Origin of the sequence: Rhizorhabdus argentea (assembly GCF_037861105.1) — a bacterium.
GTDB classification, from domain to species: Bacteria; Pseudomonadota; Alphaproteobacteria; order Sphingomonadales; family Sphingomonadaceae; genus Rhizorhabdus; species Rhizorhabdus argentea.
In genome coordinates, this window is record NZ_JBANFK010000009.1 from 140,967 (window position 1) to 158,252 (window position 17,286).

At 65.1% G+C, this 17,286-nt stretch carries 16 protein-coding genes and 1 tRNA gene; 10 read left to right on the plus strand and 7 right to left on the minus strand.

Features of this window, described 5'->3' with window-relative positions; translation table 11 throughout:
* Positions 1–3 precede the first annotated feature (3 nt).
* Positions 4–669, plus strand: coding sequence for a phosphoribosylformylglycinamidine synthase subunit PurQ (gene purQ / locus AAC645_RS10920; protein ID WP_340315951.1), 666 nt, complete (start codon positions 4–6; stop codon positions 667–669).
* Between the two features lie 58 nt (positions 670–727).
* Here purQ and AAC645_RS10925 read toward each other — a convergent pair whose 3' ends face one another.
* On the minus strand, positions 728–1,468 hold the full coding sequence (locus AAC645_RS10925) for a queuosine precursor transporter (RefSeq protein ID WP_340315952.1): 741 nt from the start codon (positions 1,466–1,468) through the stop codon (positions 728–730).
* A gap of 77 nt (positions 1,469–1,545) precedes the next feature.
* Between AAC645_RS10925 and AAC645_RS10930 the strand changes: the two genes are divergently transcribed.
* From AAC645_RS10930 to AAC645_RS10950, 5 genes are all read left to right on the plus strand, one after another.
* Positions 1,546–1,622 (plus strand) — tRNA-Arg (locus tag AAC645_RS10930).
* Between the two features lie 221 nt (positions 1,623–1,843).
* Entirely contained in the window at positions 1,844–2,617 is a 774-nt protein-coding gene (gene cofE / locus AAC645_RS10935) for a coenzyme F420-0:L-glutamate ligase (protein ID WP_340315953.1), read from the plus strand.
* Positions 2,614–3,537: a 2-phospho-L-lactate transferase gene (gene cofD, locus AAC645_RS10940; RefSeq protein ID WP_340315954.1), complete on the plus strand. Its 924-nt coding sequence runs from the start codon at positions 2,614–2,616 to the stop codon at positions 3,535–3,537. Before cofE ends, cofD begins: the two co-directional genes overlap by 4 nt.
* 1 nt (position 3,538) lies before the next feature.
* Positions 3,539–4,120, plus strand: coding sequence for a 2-phospho-L-lactate guanylyltransferase (gene cofC / locus AAC645_RS10945; protein WP_340315955.1), 582 nt, complete (start codon positions 3,539–3,541; stop codon positions 4,118–4,120).
* Between the two features lie 245 nt (positions 4,121–4,365).
* A complete protein-coding gene (locus AAC645_RS10950; protein ID WP_340315956.1) occupies positions 4,366–4,869 on the plus strand; it encodes an energy transducer TonB family protein in 504 nt (167 codons plus the stop codon).
* 103 nt (positions 4,870–4,972) lie between these two features.
* Here the strand turns inward: AAC645_RS10950 and AAC645_RS10955 are convergent, their stop codons facing one another.
* Entirely contained in the window at positions 4,973–6,442 is a 1,470-nt protein-coding gene (locus tag AAC645_RS10955) for a leucyl aminopeptidase (protein ID WP_340315957.1), read from the minus strand.
* A gap of 172 nt (positions 6,443–6,614) precedes the next feature.
* On the opposite strand from AAC645_RS10955, the gene AAC645_RS10960 reads away from it, so the two are divergent.
* From AAC645_RS10960 to rsmA, 4 genes are all read left to right on the plus strand, one after another.
* The gene (locus tag AAC645_RS10960) at positions 6,615–8,861 is read left to right on the plus strand and encodes an LPS-assembly protein LptD (RefSeq protein ID WP_340315958.1); all 2,247 of its coding nucleotides are present in this window, start codon (positions 6,615–6,617) and stop codon (positions 8,859–8,861) included.
* Between the two features lie 71 nt (positions 8,862–8,932).
* On the plus strand, positions 8,933–10,279 hold the full coding sequence (locus AAC645_RS10965; protein WP_422785823.1) for a peptidylprolyl isomerase: 1,347 nt from the start codon (positions 8,933–8,935) through the stop codon (positions 10,277–10,279).
* 4 nt (positions 10,280–10,283) lie between these two features.
* Positions 10,284–11,279, plus strand: a complete 996-nt coding sequence (gene pdxA, locus AAC645_RS10970; RefSeq protein WP_340315959.1) for a 4-hydroxythreonine-4-phosphate dehydrogenase PdxA — start codon at positions 10,284–10,286, stop codon at positions 11,277–11,279.
* A complete protein-coding gene (gene rsmA, locus AAC645_RS10975) occupies positions 11,276–12,109 on the plus strand; it encodes a 16S rRNA (adenine(1518)-N(6)/adenine(1519)-N(6))-dimethyltransferase RsmA (RefSeq protein WP_340315960.1) in 834 nt (277 codons plus the stop codon). The genes pdxA and rsmA overlap by 4 nt, the downstream gene beginning before the upstream one ends.
* Before the next feature lie 30 nt (positions 12,110–12,139).
* On the opposite strand, the gene AAC645_RS10980 is transcribed toward rsmA, so the two are convergent.
* The 5 genes from AAC645_RS10980 to AAC645_RS11000 form a co-directional block, all read right to left on the minus strand.
* Positions 12,140–12,670, minus strand: coding sequence for a tetratricopeptide repeat protein (locus AAC645_RS10980; protein WP_340315961.1), 531 nt, complete (start codon positions 12,668–12,670; stop codon positions 12,140–12,142).
* Between the two features lie 35 nt (positions 12,671–12,705).
* Positions 12,706–13,875, minus strand: a complete 1,170-nt coding sequence (locus AAC645_RS10985; RefSeq protein ID WP_340315962.1) for an RsmB/NOP family class I SAM-dependent RNA methyltransferase — start codon at positions 13,873–13,875, stop codon at positions 12,706–12,708.
* A gap of 6 nt (positions 13,876–13,881) precedes the next feature.
* Positions 13,882–15,339 (minus strand): IMP dehydrogenase, encoded by a 1,458-nt coding sequence (gene guaB / locus AAC645_RS10990; protein ID WP_340315963.1) that lies wholly within the window; start codon positions 15,337–15,339, stop codon positions 13,882–13,884.
* Between the two features lie 150 nt (positions 15,340–15,489).
* Positions 15,490–16,620, minus strand: coding sequence for a GGDEF domain-containing protein (locus AAC645_RS10995; RefSeq protein WP_340315964.1), 1,131 nt, complete (start codon positions 16,618–16,620; stop codon positions 15,490–15,492).
* A 64-nt stretch (positions 16,621–16,684) separates the two neighbouring features.
* Positions 16,685–17,125, minus strand: coding sequence for a hypothetical protein (locus tag AAC645_RS11000; RefSeq protein ID WP_340315965.1), 441 nt, complete (start codon positions 17,123–17,125; stop codon positions 16,685–16,687).
* Between the last annotated feature and the right edge of the window lie 161 nt (positions 17,126–17,286).

Consider the following 17,286-nt stretch of genomic DNA (forward strand, 5'->3'; position numbering starts at 1 on the left):
GCCATGAAGAGCGCCGTCATCGTCTTTCCGGGATCGAACTGCGACCGCGACCTTGCCGTCGCGATCCGCGAGGTCACAGGCCATGCGCCCGTGATGCTGTGGCATGGCGAAAGCGAGCTGCCGGAGGGCATCGGCCTGATCGCCGTGCCCGGCGGCTTCTCCTATGGCGATTATCTGCGTTCCGGCGCGATGGCGGCGCGCTCGCGGATCATGTCCTCGATCATCGAGGCGGCGGGCCGCGGCATACCGGTGCTGGGCATCTGCAACGGTTTCCAGATCCTGACCGAAGCAGGGCTGCTGCCAGGCGCGCTGATGCGCAACGAAGGCCTGAACTTCGTCTGCCGCGACGTGGCGCTGACCGTCGAGAACAGCCAGTCGACCTTCACCGCGCGCTACGACGCCGGCGAGACGATTCACCTGCCGGTCGCGCATCACGACGGCAATTTCACCGCCGACAGCGAGACGCTCGACCGGATCGAAGGCGAGGGCCGGGTCGCGTTCCGTTATGCCGAATCCGTCAACGGCTCGGCCCGCAACATCGCCGGCATCCTCAACGATGCCGGCAACGTGCTGGGCATGATGCCGCATCCCGAACGCGTGATCGAAGCCGCACATGGCAAGACCGACGGTCGCCGCTTGTTCGAAGGACTGCTCGAAACGGTCGCCTGATGCGGCCTTCGATTGGCTGATGCGTCGGACCGGCAGAGGCCGTAGCCTCAGCAGTCCGTTACAGCGCAGCCCTGAAGGGCGTGAAGTCGGTCTTCCCGTCGAAGATGTCGATGCCTTCTCGCCGCTTCAGGAAGTTGACGACGGCATAAGTGACCGGTGTCAGAATCGCCTCCCAGCTGACCTTGAGCACCCACTGGGTGACGAGCACCTTGAGCACGAGCCCGGTCGTCCAGCCCTCCGCGCCGAGAAAGGCCAACGGGTAGAAGATCATGCTGTCGACCGCCTGCCCTACCACCGTCGAGCCGATCGTCCGCATCCAGAGATGCTTGCCCTGGGTCATCACCTTCATCTTCGCCAGCACGAAGCTGTTCGCGAACTCGCCCGCCCAGAAGGCGACGATCGACGCGAAGACGATGCGCGGCACCTGCCCAAAAACCTGCTCATAGGCCGTTTGCCCGCCCCAGTCCGCAGCGGGAGGGAGGGCTACGACCACCCAGCTCATGAATGCCATGAACAGCAGCGCCACCGTTCCCGCCCAGATGCAGCGGCGCGCGCGGGCATAGCCATAGACCTCGGTCAGGATGTCGCCCAGCACATAGCCGATCGGAAAGAACAAAATGCCGGCGCCGAAGGGCCAGGCACCGATGCCCGGAAGGTCGACCCTGGCCACCTTGCCCGCGCCCAGGACGTTCGACAGAAGCAGGATCGTGACGAACGCCGCCATCACGAAATCGAAATAGCGCAGCGGCCGCCCCTTCAGGGCTTCGGCGTCGATCGCGGCGAGAGCTCCGGAGGACATGTCGGGAAAATCCTTCATTGGAGCAGACTAACCTCGTTCCATCGCGGCGCAAACCACGCTATCTGGCGGCGTTATGCGCGCCCGTAGCTCAGTTGGATAGAGCACGAGCCTTCTAAGCTTGGGGTCACAGGTTCGAATCCTGTCGGGCGCGCCAATCCACGGGAAATGGTCGCCCTGATTCAACGGATAGTTCGAACAAAGTTCGAACGGGCGCGCCATATCGAGAGAGCGATACCAGGATTGAGTTCGGAGTTCGTCCGAACGGGCGTGACATTTCGAACCTGAACTTGTGTTTTGGGCGCCAATCCATCCTGGTTTCGCTCGCCTGCACTTGCCGATATTGCGCTGCCCTGCAGTGGCCCCTAAGGCGCTCGCATGACTGATCATCGCACCAGGCTGACACTGCTCGCCCTCGGCGGCGTACCGTTCATCGAAAACGGCGCCGATCTCACAACGATCGTACTGGCAGCCGTCGAGCATGACGGGCAGACGCTCGTCGACGGCGACATCATCGTTCTCGCGCAGAAGATCGTCTCCAAGGCCGAAGGCCGGCTGATCGATCTCGCTACCGTTGTGGCCTCTCCCCAGGCAGTCGACCTGGGCGAGCAATCGGACAAGGATCCGCGGCTCGTCGAGCTTATCCTGCGTGAGTCGCAGGAGGTCATGAGGGTCCGCACGGGCGCGCTGGTCGTTCGCCACAAGCTGGGACTCGTGCTGGCCAACGCGGGTATCGACCAGTCCAACATCGATCATGGCGGGGCGACATTCGCCTTGCTGCTGCCCGAGGATCCCGATGCCAGCGCGCAGCGCATACGCCAGGCTCTCATGGAGCGCACCGGCGCGAACGTCGCGGTGCTGATCATCGACAGTCTCGGCCGCGCCTGGCGAACCGGGACAACCGGCACCGCGATCGGCTTGGCCGGAATGCCCGGACTGGTAGACCTGCGCGGTCAGCCCGATCTTCACGGCCGCACGCTTGCGACCAGTGAGCTTGGCCTCGCAGACGAAGTTGCCGCGGCGGCCTCGCTGATCATGGGTCAGGCCGACGAAGGAAGGCCGATCGTACTCGCGCGCGGGGTGGGCTATGGACGGCGCGAAGGCAGCGCCGCCGAGCTGATCCGCCCCCGCCATATGGACCTGTTCGCATGATCTTGGCGCTAGCGGGCGGCGTCGGCGGCGCGCGGCTCGCAAACGGGCTCGCGGCCATCCTGCCACCCGAACAGCTTATGATCGTCGTCAACACCGGCGATGATTTCGAGCATCTGGGGCTGCTGGTCTGCCCGGATCTGGACACCGTCTGCTACACGCTCGCGGGCATCAACAACCCAGCCCAGGGCTGGGGCATCGAGGGGGAGAGCTGGGCGTTCATGGACGCGCTCGGGCGACTCGGGGGCGACACCTGGTTCGCCTTGGGCGACCGCGACCTGGCGACGCACGTCACGCGAACCGGGATGCTCGGGCAAAACAGCCTTTCCGGAATAACCAGCCAACTCGCATCCTCGCTGGGCATAACCCATCGCGTCGCGCCGATGAGCGACGATCGGGTGCGCTCGATGGTTGATACCGACGAAGGCGAGCTTCACTTTCAGCATTATTTCGTCCGGCGGCGCGCAGAGCCGCGCTTCCGCGCTATCCGATTTGAGGGCGTCGAAGTTGCGAAGCCGTCCCCCGCGCTTCTCCAGGCACTGGACGATCCCGCACTGGAGGCGATCATCCTGTGCCCCTCCAACCCGGTGTTGAGCATCGCGCCGATCCTCGCCCTCCCCGGCATCCGCGCGCGCCTCGACGCACGCAGGGTGCCCGTCGTCGCGGTGTCGCCGTTCATCGACGGCAAGGCCGTGAAAGGCCCTGCGGCCAAGATCATGGCCGAGATCGGCGTGGCCCCTAACGCGGCCGGCCTCGCGGACTATTATGACGGCCTCCTCGACGGCATCGTCGTCGATCGCGCCGATGCAGGCGATCATGTGGCAGCGGCGAAGCTGCACGTCACCGACACGCTGATGCGCGGCCGCGATGACCAGCGGCGCCTTGCCGCCGAGACGCTGGCCTTCGCCCGCGCCATCGGCTGACATGGCCTGTTACGCTCTTCTTGCGGTTCGCCCACCCGGCGAGGGCAAAAGCCGGCTCGCCGGCGCGCTCAGCGACGCCGCAAGAGAAGCGTTGAATTATAGCATGTTCCGCCACATTCTTGGTGTAACACGAGAGGTAATCCTGCCGGCTCATATTATCGTCGTCAGCCGATCCGAAGCATTGCTCGATGAAGCGCGCGCGGCGGGTTGCCATGCCGAGCCGGAGCACGGCGACGGTCTCAACCAGGCCTTGTCGCAAGCTGGGCGCGCGGCCGTCGACAGGGGAGCGGCGGAATTGCTGTCACTCAGCAGCGACCTTCCCTTTCTCGGGGCAGAGGACATAGCGACGATGTTCGCGGCCCGAGGCGACGTCGTCATTGCAACGGATCGGCTGCACATCGGTACCAACGCCCTGCTGATGCGGCAGCCGTTCGCAATCCCCTTCAGCTACGGGCTGGGCAGTCTCGCGGCACATCTCGCCGCCGCCGAGAAAGCTGGACTGAAGGCGACCGTGGTGGATTCGCCGGGTCTGGCGCGCGATATCGATACGCCCGCGGATCTCGCGGAGCTGTCAGCGGGCTGAGCGTCAGCCATCTGCACGACAGTCGACAGCCCGCGCAACATTGATCAAGATTGAGTTAAGAACTTGCAACACATGGGTTAATTATAGGTTATTCGCGGTTGTACTTACACCCGTAAAGCATAACCGTCCTGTTCGGGCGTGCCGAGTCGGGCAATCCCCCTTCGACCATAGCGTGAAGCGACGTCAAAAGGCGTCGCCGGACAGCTCATGCAAGCGGCCGATCGTCCTTTTAGTGGGAGATCGAGATGAAACGCTTTATGTCCATGGCAATTGCGGGAGCATGTCTCTTCGCACCGACACCCCAGGCGATAGCTCAATCCAACGGCACAGCGGAAGAGCATGTTACCCTGGCACAGTGGTCTAGTCGCGTAACGCGTGCATTGGAACATGGGCTTTCCTACCCGCCCGGCCTCTTCGGCAGAGCGAGCAACGAAGGCGTAGTCACCGTAAAATTCAATTGCAGCGACAATGGATCTCCGGCCGCGGTTGCACTGGAGAAGTCGTCAGGTTCACGAGATCTGGACGCCGCCGCCCTGCGCGCGGTTTCCCACATCGCCACGCTACATCCGCTGCCTGACGGCATTATCCATGGCCAGAAATTCCTCGCGCTTGTGCTGTTCGCGACAAGTGAGGACAGCAAGGATTTCTTTATGAAGAGGATATCCAAGGAGATGGCACTGCGTAACGCCTGGTTCGGAAAGAATGCGGAGCTCACCAGCGTCGGGATCGTGCCCGCTTATTCACGATAGGTCCGTCCCCTGGCCTCCAGCAGGGTGGAAAGGTACCGGAAGAACCCGTTCGATTTTCTGGGGGATCCAGGCTTGTCGGATCCCCCACCTATCCTGTTCCCGCCTATTTTTCGATATTGTCGGCAATGAACCTGTCGAGCAGGCGAACGCCGTAGCCGGTGGCGCCCTTGTCCCAAGTCGCGCCGGGCTTCGAAGCCCACACCATGCCGGCAATGTCCAGATGAGCCCAGCGCACGCCATCGTCGATATAGCGCTTGAGGAACTGTGCGGCGGTGATCGAGCCGCCTTCACGCGGCCCGACATTCTTCATGTCCGCGATGGGAGAGTCGATCAGCTTGTCATAGGCTTCGCCCAGCGGCATGCGCCACAGCTTGTCGCCGACCGATGTGCCCGCCGCCAGCAATTGCCCGGCGAGTTCGTCGTCATTGGCGAACATCCCGCCATATTCATATCCGAGCGACACGATCATCGCGCCCGTCAGCGTGGCGAGATCGACGATCGTCTTCGGCGCATGGGTCTTCTGCACCCAGGTCAGCGCGTCGCACAGAACGAGCCGCCCCTCCGCATCGGTATTGATGACCTCGATTGTCTGCCCAGACATCGATGTCACCACGTCGCCCGGCCGCTGTGCGTTCCCGTCGGGCATATTCTCCACGAGCCCGCAAACACCGATCACATGCGCCCGGGCCTTGCGCAGGGCGAGCGCCTTCATCGTGCCCGCAACCGCGCCGGCGCCGCCCATGTCCCACTTCATGTCCTCCATGCCGGCCGGCGGCTTCAGCGAGATGCCGCCGGTGTCGAAGGTGACGCCCTTGCCCACCAAGGCGATCGGCGGCTCCGCACCACCCGTCCCGTCCCAGGTCATCACCAGCAGTCGCGCCGGCCGCACCGAACCCTGCGAAACGCCGAGCAGAGCGCCCATGCCGAGCGCCGCCATCTGCTCTTCGCCGAGCACCTCGATCCGGACGCCGAGGTCGGCGAGCGGACGGCAGCGTTCGACGAAGCTTTCCGGATAGAGGATGTTAGCCGGTTCGGTGATCAGCGTACGGGTGAACATCACCCCTTCGGCGACAGCCTCGCGGGCGGCCCACAGCGTTGCGGCACCTGCGCCGCCGCCAATGATCACGATCTCGTCCAACGAAGGCCGCTGCTTGGCATCGAGCTTGGTGCGATAGATATCGTGCCGCCAACTGCGCAGCACCGCACCGAAGGCAAGCGACACCGCCGCTTCGGCGGGATCGCCGCCGGCTACGCCCGAGATGTCGACCACGAGGCTTCTCTCTCCCGAAGTCAACAGCTTGGCCGCCAGCGCCGCGCCGGCGCGCTCATAATCCTTCTTGGCGCCAATACCAACGAGCAAGAGGCGGCGATGCGCGCCGTCGGTCTCGCCGAAGAACTCCACTACCGCGCCATTATCGCCATCGAAGCGATTGGCCGCGCCGGCCGCGCGTGCCAGCGCCTCGGCCGAAGCCGGCAATGCCGAGACGCCCCCACTGCTCAAGGTGCCGGGAGCGACAACGATTGCCAGCGCATGAGTCGCGGCCGGCCGGCGGTCGGCAAAGCTGATACGCATTTATGAGATTTCCTTATTTGGTTCGTCCTTCCATCTAGGATGGCGATTCCCGCGCCGCAACGGTGCTAATCGTCATCGCCGCACCAGAGGATTGCAGCGGAGCGCCGGGTGCGATAGGCGGCGCGAACGCGATTTGAAGGCTTGGCCCGTCGCACCCGTCTTGTGGGGTAGTGTGAAGAAGCCGAGATTTTTCCTGCTGGCAACCACCCTTCCCTTGCTCTGCGCGGGAACGCCGCTCATCGCACAGGATCTGGCCACCCCTGCGGCGGGCGCTCCGCAGCGGGGCGATGCGCCGATGCCGGCCAACGAGCAGGAGGTCACTTTCGCCGCCGATGCGCTGGCATATGACAGCAATGGCGAGGTCGTGACCGCGACCGGGAACGTCCAAATGATGCGACGTGGCGATCGCCTGCGCGCCGACAAGGTGGAGTGGAACCAGACCACTGGCGTGGTCCGCGCCACCGGCAATGTCGCCGTGGTGAACTCGGGTAACGACACCGTCTATGGCGACTCGGTCGAACTGACCGACTCACTGCGCGATGGCGTCATCGAGAATCTGCTGCTGGTGCTCAACGATGGCGGACGCCTGGCCGCTGTCCACGGCGTTCGCAAGGATGGGGTGTCGACGCTCGACAAGGCGGTCTACACGCCTTGCGCGGTGGTCGACAGCCATGGTTGCCCCAGAGAGCCGATCTGGAAGATCAGCGCCGTCCGAGTGGTCCATGATCCCGTCAAGCACCGCATCAGCTATGACGGTGCGCGGATCAGCTTTCTCGGCGCACCTGTCCTGTGGCTGCCGGGCCTGTCCCATCCCGATGGTAGCCAGGGCGGCGGGTCCGGTCTGCTTCTGCCGAACATCCAGTATAACCGGGTAAACGGCGCCGAGTTGGCGGTGCCCTACTATATCCAGCTCGCGCCCAACCGCGACCTGACGATCACCCCGCATGTCTACAGCGAGGTCCTCCCGGCGATCGCGGCCCAATATCGGGCGCTGACCGATCATGGCGCGTGGCAGGCGACGGCCATGGCGACCTATAGCTCGCGCTTCGCCGCGACCGCCGCCGGCACTGCGGCACCCAACGGCAACCGCGACGTCCGCGGCTATGTCGATGCCAACGGGCAGTTTCAATACGGCCCTTACTGGACCTTGTCCGGTTCGATCCGGGCGACGACCGATCGTACTTTTCTGCGCCGCTACGACATCTCGCGCGACGATCGGCTCCGCAACCAGATCAATGCCGAGCGAATCACCCCCGACAGCTATCTGTCGATCAAGGGCTGGGCGGTGCAGACCTTGCGCACCAACGACGTTCAGGGCCAGCAGCCGATCGCCCTGCCCGCGATCGACTATCGCCTTCGACTGACCGATCCCTGGGTTGGCGGCAGAATTCAGCTCCAGGCCAATACGCTCGCGCTGCTGCGCACCGATGGCCAGGACACGCAGCGCGCCTTTGCCGCAGTTGAGTGGGATCTGCGCCGCTATACCCCGCTGGGGCAGGAGGTCTCTCTTACTGCTTATGGCCGCGGCGACATCTATCACACCGATCAGGTCGGACGGACGACCACGGCAGTCTATCGCGGCAACCCCGGCTGGAGCGGGCGCGGGATCGCCGCCTTGGCCGCCGACATGCGCTGGCCGCTGATCGGCAACTTCCTCAACGGCACGCAACGCCTCACGCCGCGCGTGCAGATCGTCGCCAGCCCCCGGACGCGAAACCTGAGCCTGCCCAACGAGGACGCGCGCTCCATCGATCTCGAGGACAGCAACCTGTTCGCGCTGAACCGCTTCTCCGGCTATGATCGGTGGGAGGACGGCAACCGCATCACCTATGGCGCCGAATGGGCCGTCAACGTGCCCGGCATCGCGTTCAGTACGGTGATCGGGCAAAGCTACCGGCTGTCGAGCAAGCCGAGCATCTTGCCGGTTGGCACAGGGCTGTCCGACCGTAGATCAGACATCGTGGGCCGGACCACGCTGAAATATGGCCGCTTCCTCGAATTCACGCACCGCTTCCGTCTCGACAAGGATAATTTCGCGGTCCGCCGCAACGAGATCGATGCGACTATCGGCACCACCAGGACCTACGCGACCATCGGCTACCTGAAGCTGAACCGCGACATCGCGGCGAGCATCGAAGATCTGCGTGACCGGGAAGAAGTTCGTCTCGGCGGCCGGATACAGATTGCCCGCTACTGGTCGATCTTCGGATCGACTGTCATCGACCTGACGGGCCGCCGGGAAGATCCGCTCACTCTATCCGACGGATATCAGCCGATTCGGCACCGGCTGGGGATCCTCTATGACGACGACTGCATCGAGCTCGGCGTCACCTGGCGGCGCGAATATGATGCGATCGGCGACGCGCGGCGCGGGAATACCTTCCTGTTGCGGCTGGCGCTCAAGAATTTGGGCCGCTAAGCGTTCATTCAGCGGGCGAGCGCCAGGAGAAGCCCACCCCATATGATCGAGGATGTGACTAGGTGCGCGGAATGAAGTTGAGCCAGGGCAAATTCCTCCTGATGGCGCTTGCCGGTGCGGTCGCGATGTCGGCCCCGCTGATCGGACAGACGGTGTCCGGCGACGAGCCCGAACTGTCCGGCGGCTTGAACCTGCCGAAGGACATCACCGTCTTCGGCAATCGTGACCCCAATGTTCGCACCGCCACGGCGATCGTCAACGGCACCATCATCACCCAGACCGATGTCGACCAGCGGCTCGCGCTGGTCGTCGCGGCCAATGGCGGCAAGCTTCCCGAAGAAGAGAGGGAGCGGCTGCGCCTTCAGGTCCTGCGCAACCTGATCGACGAAACACTCCAGATCCAGGAAGCCGCCGCGCAGAAGATCGAGATCGCTCCAGAGGAAGTGGAGCAGACCTATCAGCGAGTGGCTGCCAACTTCAAGAAATCGCCCAAGGAGTTTAGCCGATTCCTGCGTGAACAGGGTTCATCGGATGCATCGATCAAGCGGCAGATCGAGGGCGAGAACGCCTGGCGGCGCGTGCTGAGCCGCAGGGTCGAGCCGTTCGTGGCGGTCAGCGACGAAGAGGTCAACGCGATCATCTCGCGCCTGAACGCCGCCAAGGGCGCCAACGAATACCATGTCGGCGAAATATTCCTGTCCGCCACGCCCGAAAGCATGGCCGATGCCAGCGCCAATGCGGAGCGGATCATCGACCAGATCCGCAAGGGCGCATCCTTCCCGGCCTATGCACGGCAGTTCTCGGAAGCGTCGACCGCCGCCGTGGGTGGCGATCTTGGCTGGGTACGCGCCGAGCAGCTTCCCGAGCAGCTGGCCGGTGTCGTCGCCGGTCTGTCTCCCGGCCAGATCAGTTCTCCCATACCGGTTCCAGGCGGATATTCGATCATCCTGCTGATCGACAAGCGCCAGGTGCTCGGCACCGATCCGCGCGATGCGATCCTGGCGCTCAAGCAGCTGACCATTGCCTTCCCGCCGGGCATGACGCAGGCGCAGGCGACACCGAAAGTCGAGGCATTCGCCCGCGCGCTGCAATCGATCCAGGGTTGCGGCAAGGCTAACGAGATCGCCGCGACGGTAGGCGCGGATGTGGTCAACAACGACCAGATCAAAGTCCGCGATCTGCCGCCTCAGCTACAGGATCTGATGCTCAACCTCCAGGTCGGCCAGGCCACGCCTCCCTTCGGTTCGCTCGCCGACGGGGTCCGCGCCCTCGTGCTGTGCGGTCGCGACGATCCGCAGCCCGCTGCAGGCCCATCGTTCGAGCAGATCCAGTCGCAGATCGAGCAGGAGCGCGTGAACCGTCGAGCCCAGCGTTATCTGCGGGATCTGCGCCGCGATGCGGTGATCGAATATCGGTGACGCGATGGAGATAAGCCCGCTTGCCGTTGCGCTGGGCGATCCCGCCGGGATCGGACCCGAAATCGCCGCGAAGGCGTGGGACGCGCGCACGCAATATGGCTTGGCACCCTTCTTTGCTGTCGGTGACCGGCGCTCGATCCAGGCGGTGTGGAACGGCCCTATCCAGCTGATCTCCTGCCCGGATGAGGCTGTAGCCTGTTTCGACAGTGCGCTGCCGCTGATCCAGATCGAAGATACCGGGCTCATAATCCCGGGAGAGCCGGACCTTGCCGGCGCCCGCTGTGCGCTGGACTCGCTGGAGATGGCCGCCGGGCTTGCCCGTTCGCCAATGGTCGGCGGGCTTGTCACTGCGCCGGTCGCCAAGGCGCAGCTCTACGCGATCGGCTTCACTCATCCGGGCCAGACCGAGTTCGTCGCCGAGCGTTGCGGTATCGCGTCGGCCAATGCGGTGATGCTGCTGGCCGGGCCGACGCTGCGCGCGGTGCCGATCACCACCCATATGCCCCTGCGCGACGTCGCCGACTTCGTCACAGTCGACCTGATCGTCGCCAAGGCGCGCGCTACGGACCGGGGCCTTGCGCGCAATTTCGGTATCGAGCGCCCGCGGCTCGCAATTGCCGGCTTCAACCCGCACGCCGGGGAGCAGGGCGCGATCGGGCGGGAGGAGATCGAGCTGATCATTCCGGCGGTGGAAATCTTGCGCGGCGAAGGAATCGACATCGTCGGCCCGCTGGCGGCCGACACCATGTTCCATGCTCGTGCCCGCGCGCTCTACGATTGTGCGCTGTGCCTGTATCATGATCAGGCGCTGATCCCACTGAAGACGCTCCATTTCGACGAGGGCGTCAACATGACCCTGGGGCTGCCGATCGTGCGCACTGCTCCGGACCATGGCACCGCCTTCAGCATTGCCGGGCATAACAAGGCGAACCCTGGTGCGATGATCGCGGCCATCGCGCTGGCCGCCGAGGCCGCGCGGAACCGACTCATCTACGCATGAGTCGCGCATTGCCGGATTTGCCGCCGCTGCGTGACGTGATCGCGCGTCACGGTCTCAGCGCCAACAAGGCGCTTGGCCAAAACTTCCTGCTCGATGGGCAGCTTCTCGACCGGATCGCGCGAGTGCCCGGCAATCTCGACGGGCAGACCGTGTACGAGGTCGGGCCGGGGCCGGGCGGCCTGACGCGCGCGCTGCTCGGGGCGGGGGCTTCCGTGGTCGCGGTGGAACGCGACGACCGGTGCTTGCCGGCGCTCCAGGAACTGAACCAGGCTTCGAGCGGAAGACTGCGGGTGATCTCCGCGGACGCGATGAAGATCGATGAGCGTGCAGAGGCGGGCGAAGGCGCACATATCGCCTCGAATCTCCCCTATAATGTGGGGACCGCTCTGTTTGTGCGCTGGATGACGCTCGACCCCTGGCCTCCCTGGTGGCGCTCTCTGACCCTTATGTTTCAGAAGGAAGTTGCGGAGCGGATCGTCGCCAGGCCCGGCAGTTCGGCCTATGGCCGGCTGGCGGTGCTCGCCCAGTGGCGCGCCGCCCCGGCCATAGCGATGAACGTGCACCGCTCGGCGTTCGTACCGCCGCCCAAGGTAATGTCGGCCGTCGTGCATGTCGTTCCCGGCAGCCAGCCCGCCGGCGTGTCGGTGCGCACCGTCGAAGCGCTGACCGCCGCCGCCTTTGGGCAGCGCCGCAAGATGCTGCGGCAGAGCCTGAAGGGATTGAAAGGCGCGGTCGAGGCGCTCGGCGCGGTCGGGATAGATCCCGAGCGGCGCGCCGAAACCCTTTCTGTGGAAGAGTTTGTAGCAGTAGGCCGACTACTCGAGGCCTGACAGCCGCGGCTATGCGCCGACGGTGGCTGCTTAATTCTCGCCTGCAGTGCTCTTTTCCTGGCCCTTCGGCGGAACCTGGTCGCTCTGCTGGGCCGCCAACACCGGAGCCGGAGGCCCCTTGGCGATCGCAGCGGCGAGTTGCATAGCGGGAGCACATTCGCTCTTGCACAGCGTCTTGACGCGGGCGAGATTGGCGCGGGCGCGCTCGACTGCCCCCTTCTGCACCATGGCCTCGCCCTGCGCCGACAGGGCATTGACGTCGTTCGGCTCGAGCGACAGCGCCTCGAAATACATGCGGATCGCCTTGCCGGGCAGTTGCTGCGCCTGCGCGACGCGGCCCAGCGAGACGAACGCCGCGCGGTTGCGCGGGTCTACCGCCAGTGCTGTCTCCAGCGCGTCGTTCGCGGCAGCCAGATTGCCTGCCTTCAGCGCCGTCTGCCCCTCGGCGAGCAGCGCCATCGACTTCGGATTGATCTCATCATCGGCCTTCTGGCCGTTCACCCCGCTCGAAACCGCCAACAAGGTCAGCGACAAGGCAACCGCAACAGGCGAAAAACGCATCAACATCTCCAACACAGAAGCATGCTGGCCTTCTATCATGCGCGGACGAACCTGGCGACGAAAAAGCCATCGGTACCGTCGCGCGCCGGGCTCAGCAGCTTGCCGGGACCCTGATAACAGCCGGGGGTGAACAGATCCTTTTCAGGGCGAAATCCCGATGTGCGGGCGAGAAACGCCGCCGCCTGCCCCGCCCCCTCCTCGTCGAGCATCGAGCAGACAGCATAGACCAGCGCGCCGCCGGACTTGACCAGGGGCACGGCAATATCGAGTAGCCGCGCCTGGGTTTCAGCCAGCTTCGCGAGCCGATCCGGCGTCAGCCGCCAGCGCGCTTCGGGATTGCGCCGCCAGGTGCCACTGCCCGAGCAGGGTGCATCGACAAGCACGACGTCGCATGCTCCGTCGAGATCGGCCAGCGTCGCGGCTTCGCGGCCGGGGTCGAGCAGCCGGGCCTCGATGAAACCGGCGCCGACCCGCGCCGCTCGCGGCGCAAGGCGCGAAAGCCGCGCGCGATTGGTGTCGCTGGCGATCAGCCGTCCTTCACCAGCCATATCGTCGGCCAGCGCCAGAGTCTTGCCGCCAGCACCTGCGCAAAGGTCGACCACCGTCATGCCCGGTCTCGCGCGCGCCGCCTGCACGATCAGCTGGCTTCCTTCGTCCTGGATCTCGATCAGCCCCTGTTCCCACGGCTCGCTCGTCTCCACGGCGGTTCCTTCGGGCAGGCGCAGGCCATGCGGCGCGAAAGGCGTCGGTGTCGCGTCGGGCAACAGCGCCGCCACGCTGTCGCGATCGGCCTTGCTGCGGTTGACGCGGATATCCAGCGGCGCGCGCTCCAGCAGCGCGTCATGCTCGGACGGGTCGATGCGGGCGGCGAGCCAGCTTGGCAAGACGCCGGCCGTCGCGCCGAGCTCCTTGGGCTTGATGGGGGCCGGCGTATGCGGTGAGCCATCGAAGGCGGCGGCGAGATCGGCGTCGCTGCGAGCCACGCCGATCAGGGCCGCCCGGCCGTTTTTAGGAGGATCACCGGCGCGCCGGATCGCCCGGTAAACGAGTTCGCGAATCGCGCGGCGGTCCTTGGAACCGGCATAGCGCCGCGTCTTGAAATAGCGCGCAATCAGCGTATCGGCCGCAGCCCCGCCGTCGCGCGCGGCGATGATGATCTCGTCGAGCAGCTCGATCGCGGCCTGCGCTCGTCCGCCCGGGGTCATGCGGGCTTACCGCGTAGGATAGTTCGGCGCCTCGCGGGTGATCGATACATCGTGAACATGGCTTTCCTGGAGGCCCGCATTGGTGATGCGGACGAACTGCGCGCGCTTCTGGAGATCGGGAATGGTGCGGGATCCAGTATAGCCCATCGCCGCCTTCACGCCACCGACCAGTTGGTGGATGACATCGCGCGCGGCACCCTTGAACGGTACCTGGCCTTCGATGCCCTCGGGCACCAGCTTCATCTGGTCCTTGATGTCCTGCTGGAAGTAGCGGTCGGCCGAGCCGCGCGCCATCGCGCCGACCGAGCCCATGCCGCGGTAGCTCTTATAGGCTCGGCCCTGGTACAGGAAGGTCTCGCCGGGGGCTTCGGCAGTGCCCGCCAGCAGCGATCCGACCATCACCGAGCCCGCCCCGGCGGCCAGCGCCTTGGCGAGATCGCCCGACGTCCTCAGCCCGCCATCGGCGATGATCGGGATGCCGGACTTCGCGGCCTCTTCGGCGGACTCCATGACAGCGGTGAGCTGCGGCACGCCGACGCCCGCCACCACGCGCGTCGTGCAGATCGACCCGGGCCCGATGCCCACCTTGATGCCGTCGGCTCCGGCATCGATCAGCGCGCGCGTGGCCTCTGCGGTGGCGACGTTGCCTGCAATCACCTGGACCGAATTGGAGAGCCGCTTGACCCGCTCGACCGCGCGGGCGACGTCGCGGTTATGGCCGTGCGCCGTATCGATGACGATCAGGTCGCACTCTGCGTCGATCAGCGCCTCGGTGCGCTCGAAGCCCTTGTCCCCGACCGTCGTCGCGGCGGCGACGCGCAGCCGCCCCGTGCCGTCCTTGGTGGCGCTTGGGTAATTCACCGCCTTCTCGATATCCTTGACCGTGATCAGGCCGACGCAATGATAATTGTCGTCGACCACCAGCAGCTTTTCGATGCGGCGCTGGTGCAGCGTCCTGCGCGCCTCTTCCTGCGATACGCCGGTGCGGACCACCGCCAGGTTCTGGCTGGTCATGAGTTCGGCGACGGGCTGCTTGGGATTCTCGGCGAAGCGGACGTCGCGGTTGGTGAGGATGCCGAGCAGCTTGCCGCTCGCTTCGACCACCGGGATGCCGGAAATCTTGTGCCGCGCCATCAGTTCGAGCGCGTCGGCGAGGCTCTGCTCGGGGCGCATCGTGATCGGGTTGACGACCATGCCCGATTCGAACCGCTTGACTGCGCGGACCGCGGCAGCCTGCTCTTCGAGGGTAAGGTTGCGATGGAGCACGCCGAGGCCGCCGAGCTGGGCCATCACGATCGCCATGTCGGCCTCGGTAACAGTGTCCATCGCCGAGGACAGCACCGGGATATTGAGGCGAATCGACTTGGTTACCTGCGTGGCGGTATCCGCCTGGCTTGGCAGGACTTCGGACTCGGCTGGCCGGAGGAGCACATCGTCGAAGGTAAGGCCGAGGCTGATGTCCATGAAATCGAATCCCAGCGAGGTGGTGAAGGATTCGAGGCCATATATGGTGAGAGCGCGGGGATAACCAGCGGGTTGTTTACTTCTCCTTCGAACACCGGACACGGGCGGATGTCCCGCGCCCGGCGCTCGAAGGGCTGAACGGCAGCTTCGTCAATCTTCCCCGTGGATGATGACGCGGTTCCGGCCGCCATTCTTGGCGTTGTAGAGCGCCTCGTCGGCACGCCGCAGCATGTCGCCATCGGCTTCGCCCGGCAGGAGCTGCGCGATCCCAGCCGAGAAAGTCACGGTACCCAGAGATTCGCCGGTCGTCCTGGAGACCAGATGGCGGCCGGATAGCTCGTCGCGGATCTCATCGACGCGCATCGCCGCGCGGCGCGCCATGATCCCATCAAATAGGATCAGGAACTCCTCGCCGCCGAAGCGCCCGACAAAAGCATCATCGCCTGCACCTTCCGCCAGTGCGTCCGCGACCATCTTGAGGATGCGATCGCCGGTGTCATGGCCGTGATTGTCGTTGATCGACTTAAAGTGATCGATGTCGCAGAACGCCACGGACAGCGGATAATTCTCCGCCTGCGCCTGGGTCATCGCCCGGGCCAGGCGGGACTGGAAGGCTCGGCGGTTCGCGAGCCCGGTCAGCGGATCGCTCTCGGCCACGGCCTGCGCCTCGGCCAGGTCACCCTGCAGGGACTCCATCTGCGCGCCCATATCGGCCAGGCGGCGCTCCGCGTCCTGGGTCTTGCCGATCATCGTCCGCGTCAGCTCGACCATCAGCTCCACCGCCCTTGCCGCGGACTCGCCACCCGAGTCCATGGCCGAAGCCCCCTTGTCGAGGGCGCTGCCGAACACCTTCACGTCGGTGCGCGACTGGCCGACAAGGCTGGCCGCCAGCGTCATGCTCTGGTGCGCCTGGTCGATCAGTTTCCCGACCAGTTCGGAGGAGATATGGTTCGCGGCAGCGTCGGCAATCTGCTCCGCCACCTCGGTGCGCAGCAGACCGTCGCGCACGATCGCGGTGTCGACCGAGGCGACCAGCGTCGGATCGTTGCCACTCAGATATTTATAGGCGAGATCATAGTTGATCGGCGTCGGATCGAGCCGATGTGCGCGCAGGAACCCTCCGATCCGGCCGAAGAGATCGGCGGCCACTATGGCCGGCTCGAGCGCCGGAGCGATCGGTGCTATTGGGGTAGCCGGGGCCTGCTCGACGGAGCGCCCGAACAGCGCGTCGAGGCTCCAGCCCTTCCGGCCGGCAGACGAAGGTGGTTTAGATTCGTACATTGCACCCGCCCAGGAGATTTCCTGATCGGTTTAGGAGCCGCCCCCTTAATTTTTGGTGGGGGAATCATGGTAAATATTTCACATCCGGAGCGGTTCTTCGGCGCCTCGCTTCGACCGAAAACAGGCTTGCCCGGCTGTAGAAGCGCAGAGGCCAGTCGCGCTGGCCCTCGGGCTCGAGCAGCAGCCCATTGACCCGATCGAGCAGCGACGTCGCCCCGGTGCGCGCCAGCCACTTCCTGATGCCGGCGATGAAACACTGCGTGATCGTGTCATGATAGCCGCTCTGATCGTCGTTCAAGCCGCCGATAGCTGCGTTATAACCGCTGATGATCTCGCGCATGTCGCGCTCCGGCAGGATTTCCGGGCGTTCGGTGAGTATCCACAGGCATGTCGCCAGGTGCGCCTCATGCGTCCACTGCTCCTTCGGCAGGGTGCGATCGAGCAGGCCGAGCCCGATGCGACGGATCTCGTGTTCGCCCCCGAACAGCCGCGGTGCTTCGGACATCGTTTCCTATCCCCAGATGCAAGAAGGGCGCCCCTGCCGAAGCTGGGGCGCCCTCCTGAAGGCCGCTAGGGCCTACCGGATGTGCGTCAGGCCGCCTTCGGTGCCGCCTGACGAACGCCTTCGTCGACATGATCCGCGAATTCCGCGAAATTCTCGATGAA

Coding starts and splice junctions, on each gene's coding strand:
- pdxA (WP_340315959.1), top strand. CDS start 10,284: ATGGAGATAAGCCCGCTTGCCGTTGCGCTGGGCGATCCCGCCGGGATC.
- AAC645_RS10985 (WP_340315962.1), bottom strand. CDS start 13,875: ATGACCCCGGGCGGACGAGCGCAGGCCGCGATCGAGCTGCTCGACGAG.
- cofE (WP_340315953.1), top strand. CDS start 1,844: ATGACTGATCATCGCACCAGGCTGACACTGCTCGCCCTCGGCGGCGTA.
- AAC645_RS10955 (WP_340315957.1), bottom strand. CDS start 6,442: ATGCGTATCAGCTTTGCCGACCGCCGGCCGGCCGCGACTCATGCGCTG.
- guaB (WP_340315963.1), bottom strand. CDS start 15,339: ATGGACATCAGCCTCGGCCTTACCTTCGACGATGTGCTCCTCCGGCCA.
- AAC645_RS10965 (WP_422785823.1), top strand. CDS start 8,933: ATGAAGTTGAGCCAGGGCAAATTCCTCCTGATGGCGCTTGCCGGTGCG.
- AAC645_RS10950 (WP_340315956.1), top strand. CDS start 4,366: ATGAAACGCTTTATGTCCATGGCAATTGCGGGAGCATGTCTCTTCGCA.
- AAC645_RS10925 (WP_340315952.1), bottom strand. CDS start 1,468: ATGTCCTCCGGAGCTCTCGCCGCGATCGACGCCGAAGCCCTGAAGGGG.
- AAC645_RS10995 (WP_340315964.1), bottom strand. CDS start 16,620: ATGTACGAATCTAAACCACCTTCGTCTGCCGGCCGGAAGGGCTGGAGC.
- AAC645_RS11000 (WP_340315965.1), bottom strand. CDS start 17,125: ATGTCCGAAGCACCGCGGCTGTTCGGGGGCGAACACGAGATCCGTCGC.
- rsmA (WP_340315960.1), top strand. CDS start 11,276: ATGAGTCGCGCATTGCCGGATTTGCCGCCGCTGCGTGACGTGATCGCG.
- purQ (WP_340315951.1), top strand. CDS start 4: ATGAAGAGCGCCGTCATCGTCTTTCCGGGATCGAACTGCGACCGCGAC.
- AAC645_RS10980 (WP_340315961.1), bottom strand. CDS start 12,670: ATGCGTTTTTCGCCTGTTGCGGTTGCCTTGTCGCTGACCTTGTTGGCG.
- cofD (WP_340315954.1), top strand. CDS start 2,614: ATGATCTTGGCGCTAGCGGGCGGCGTCGGCGGCGCGCGGCTCGCAAAC.
- cofC (WP_340315955.1), top strand. CDS start 3,539: ATGGCCTGTTACGCTCTTCTTGCGGTTCGCCCACCCGGCGAGGGCAAA.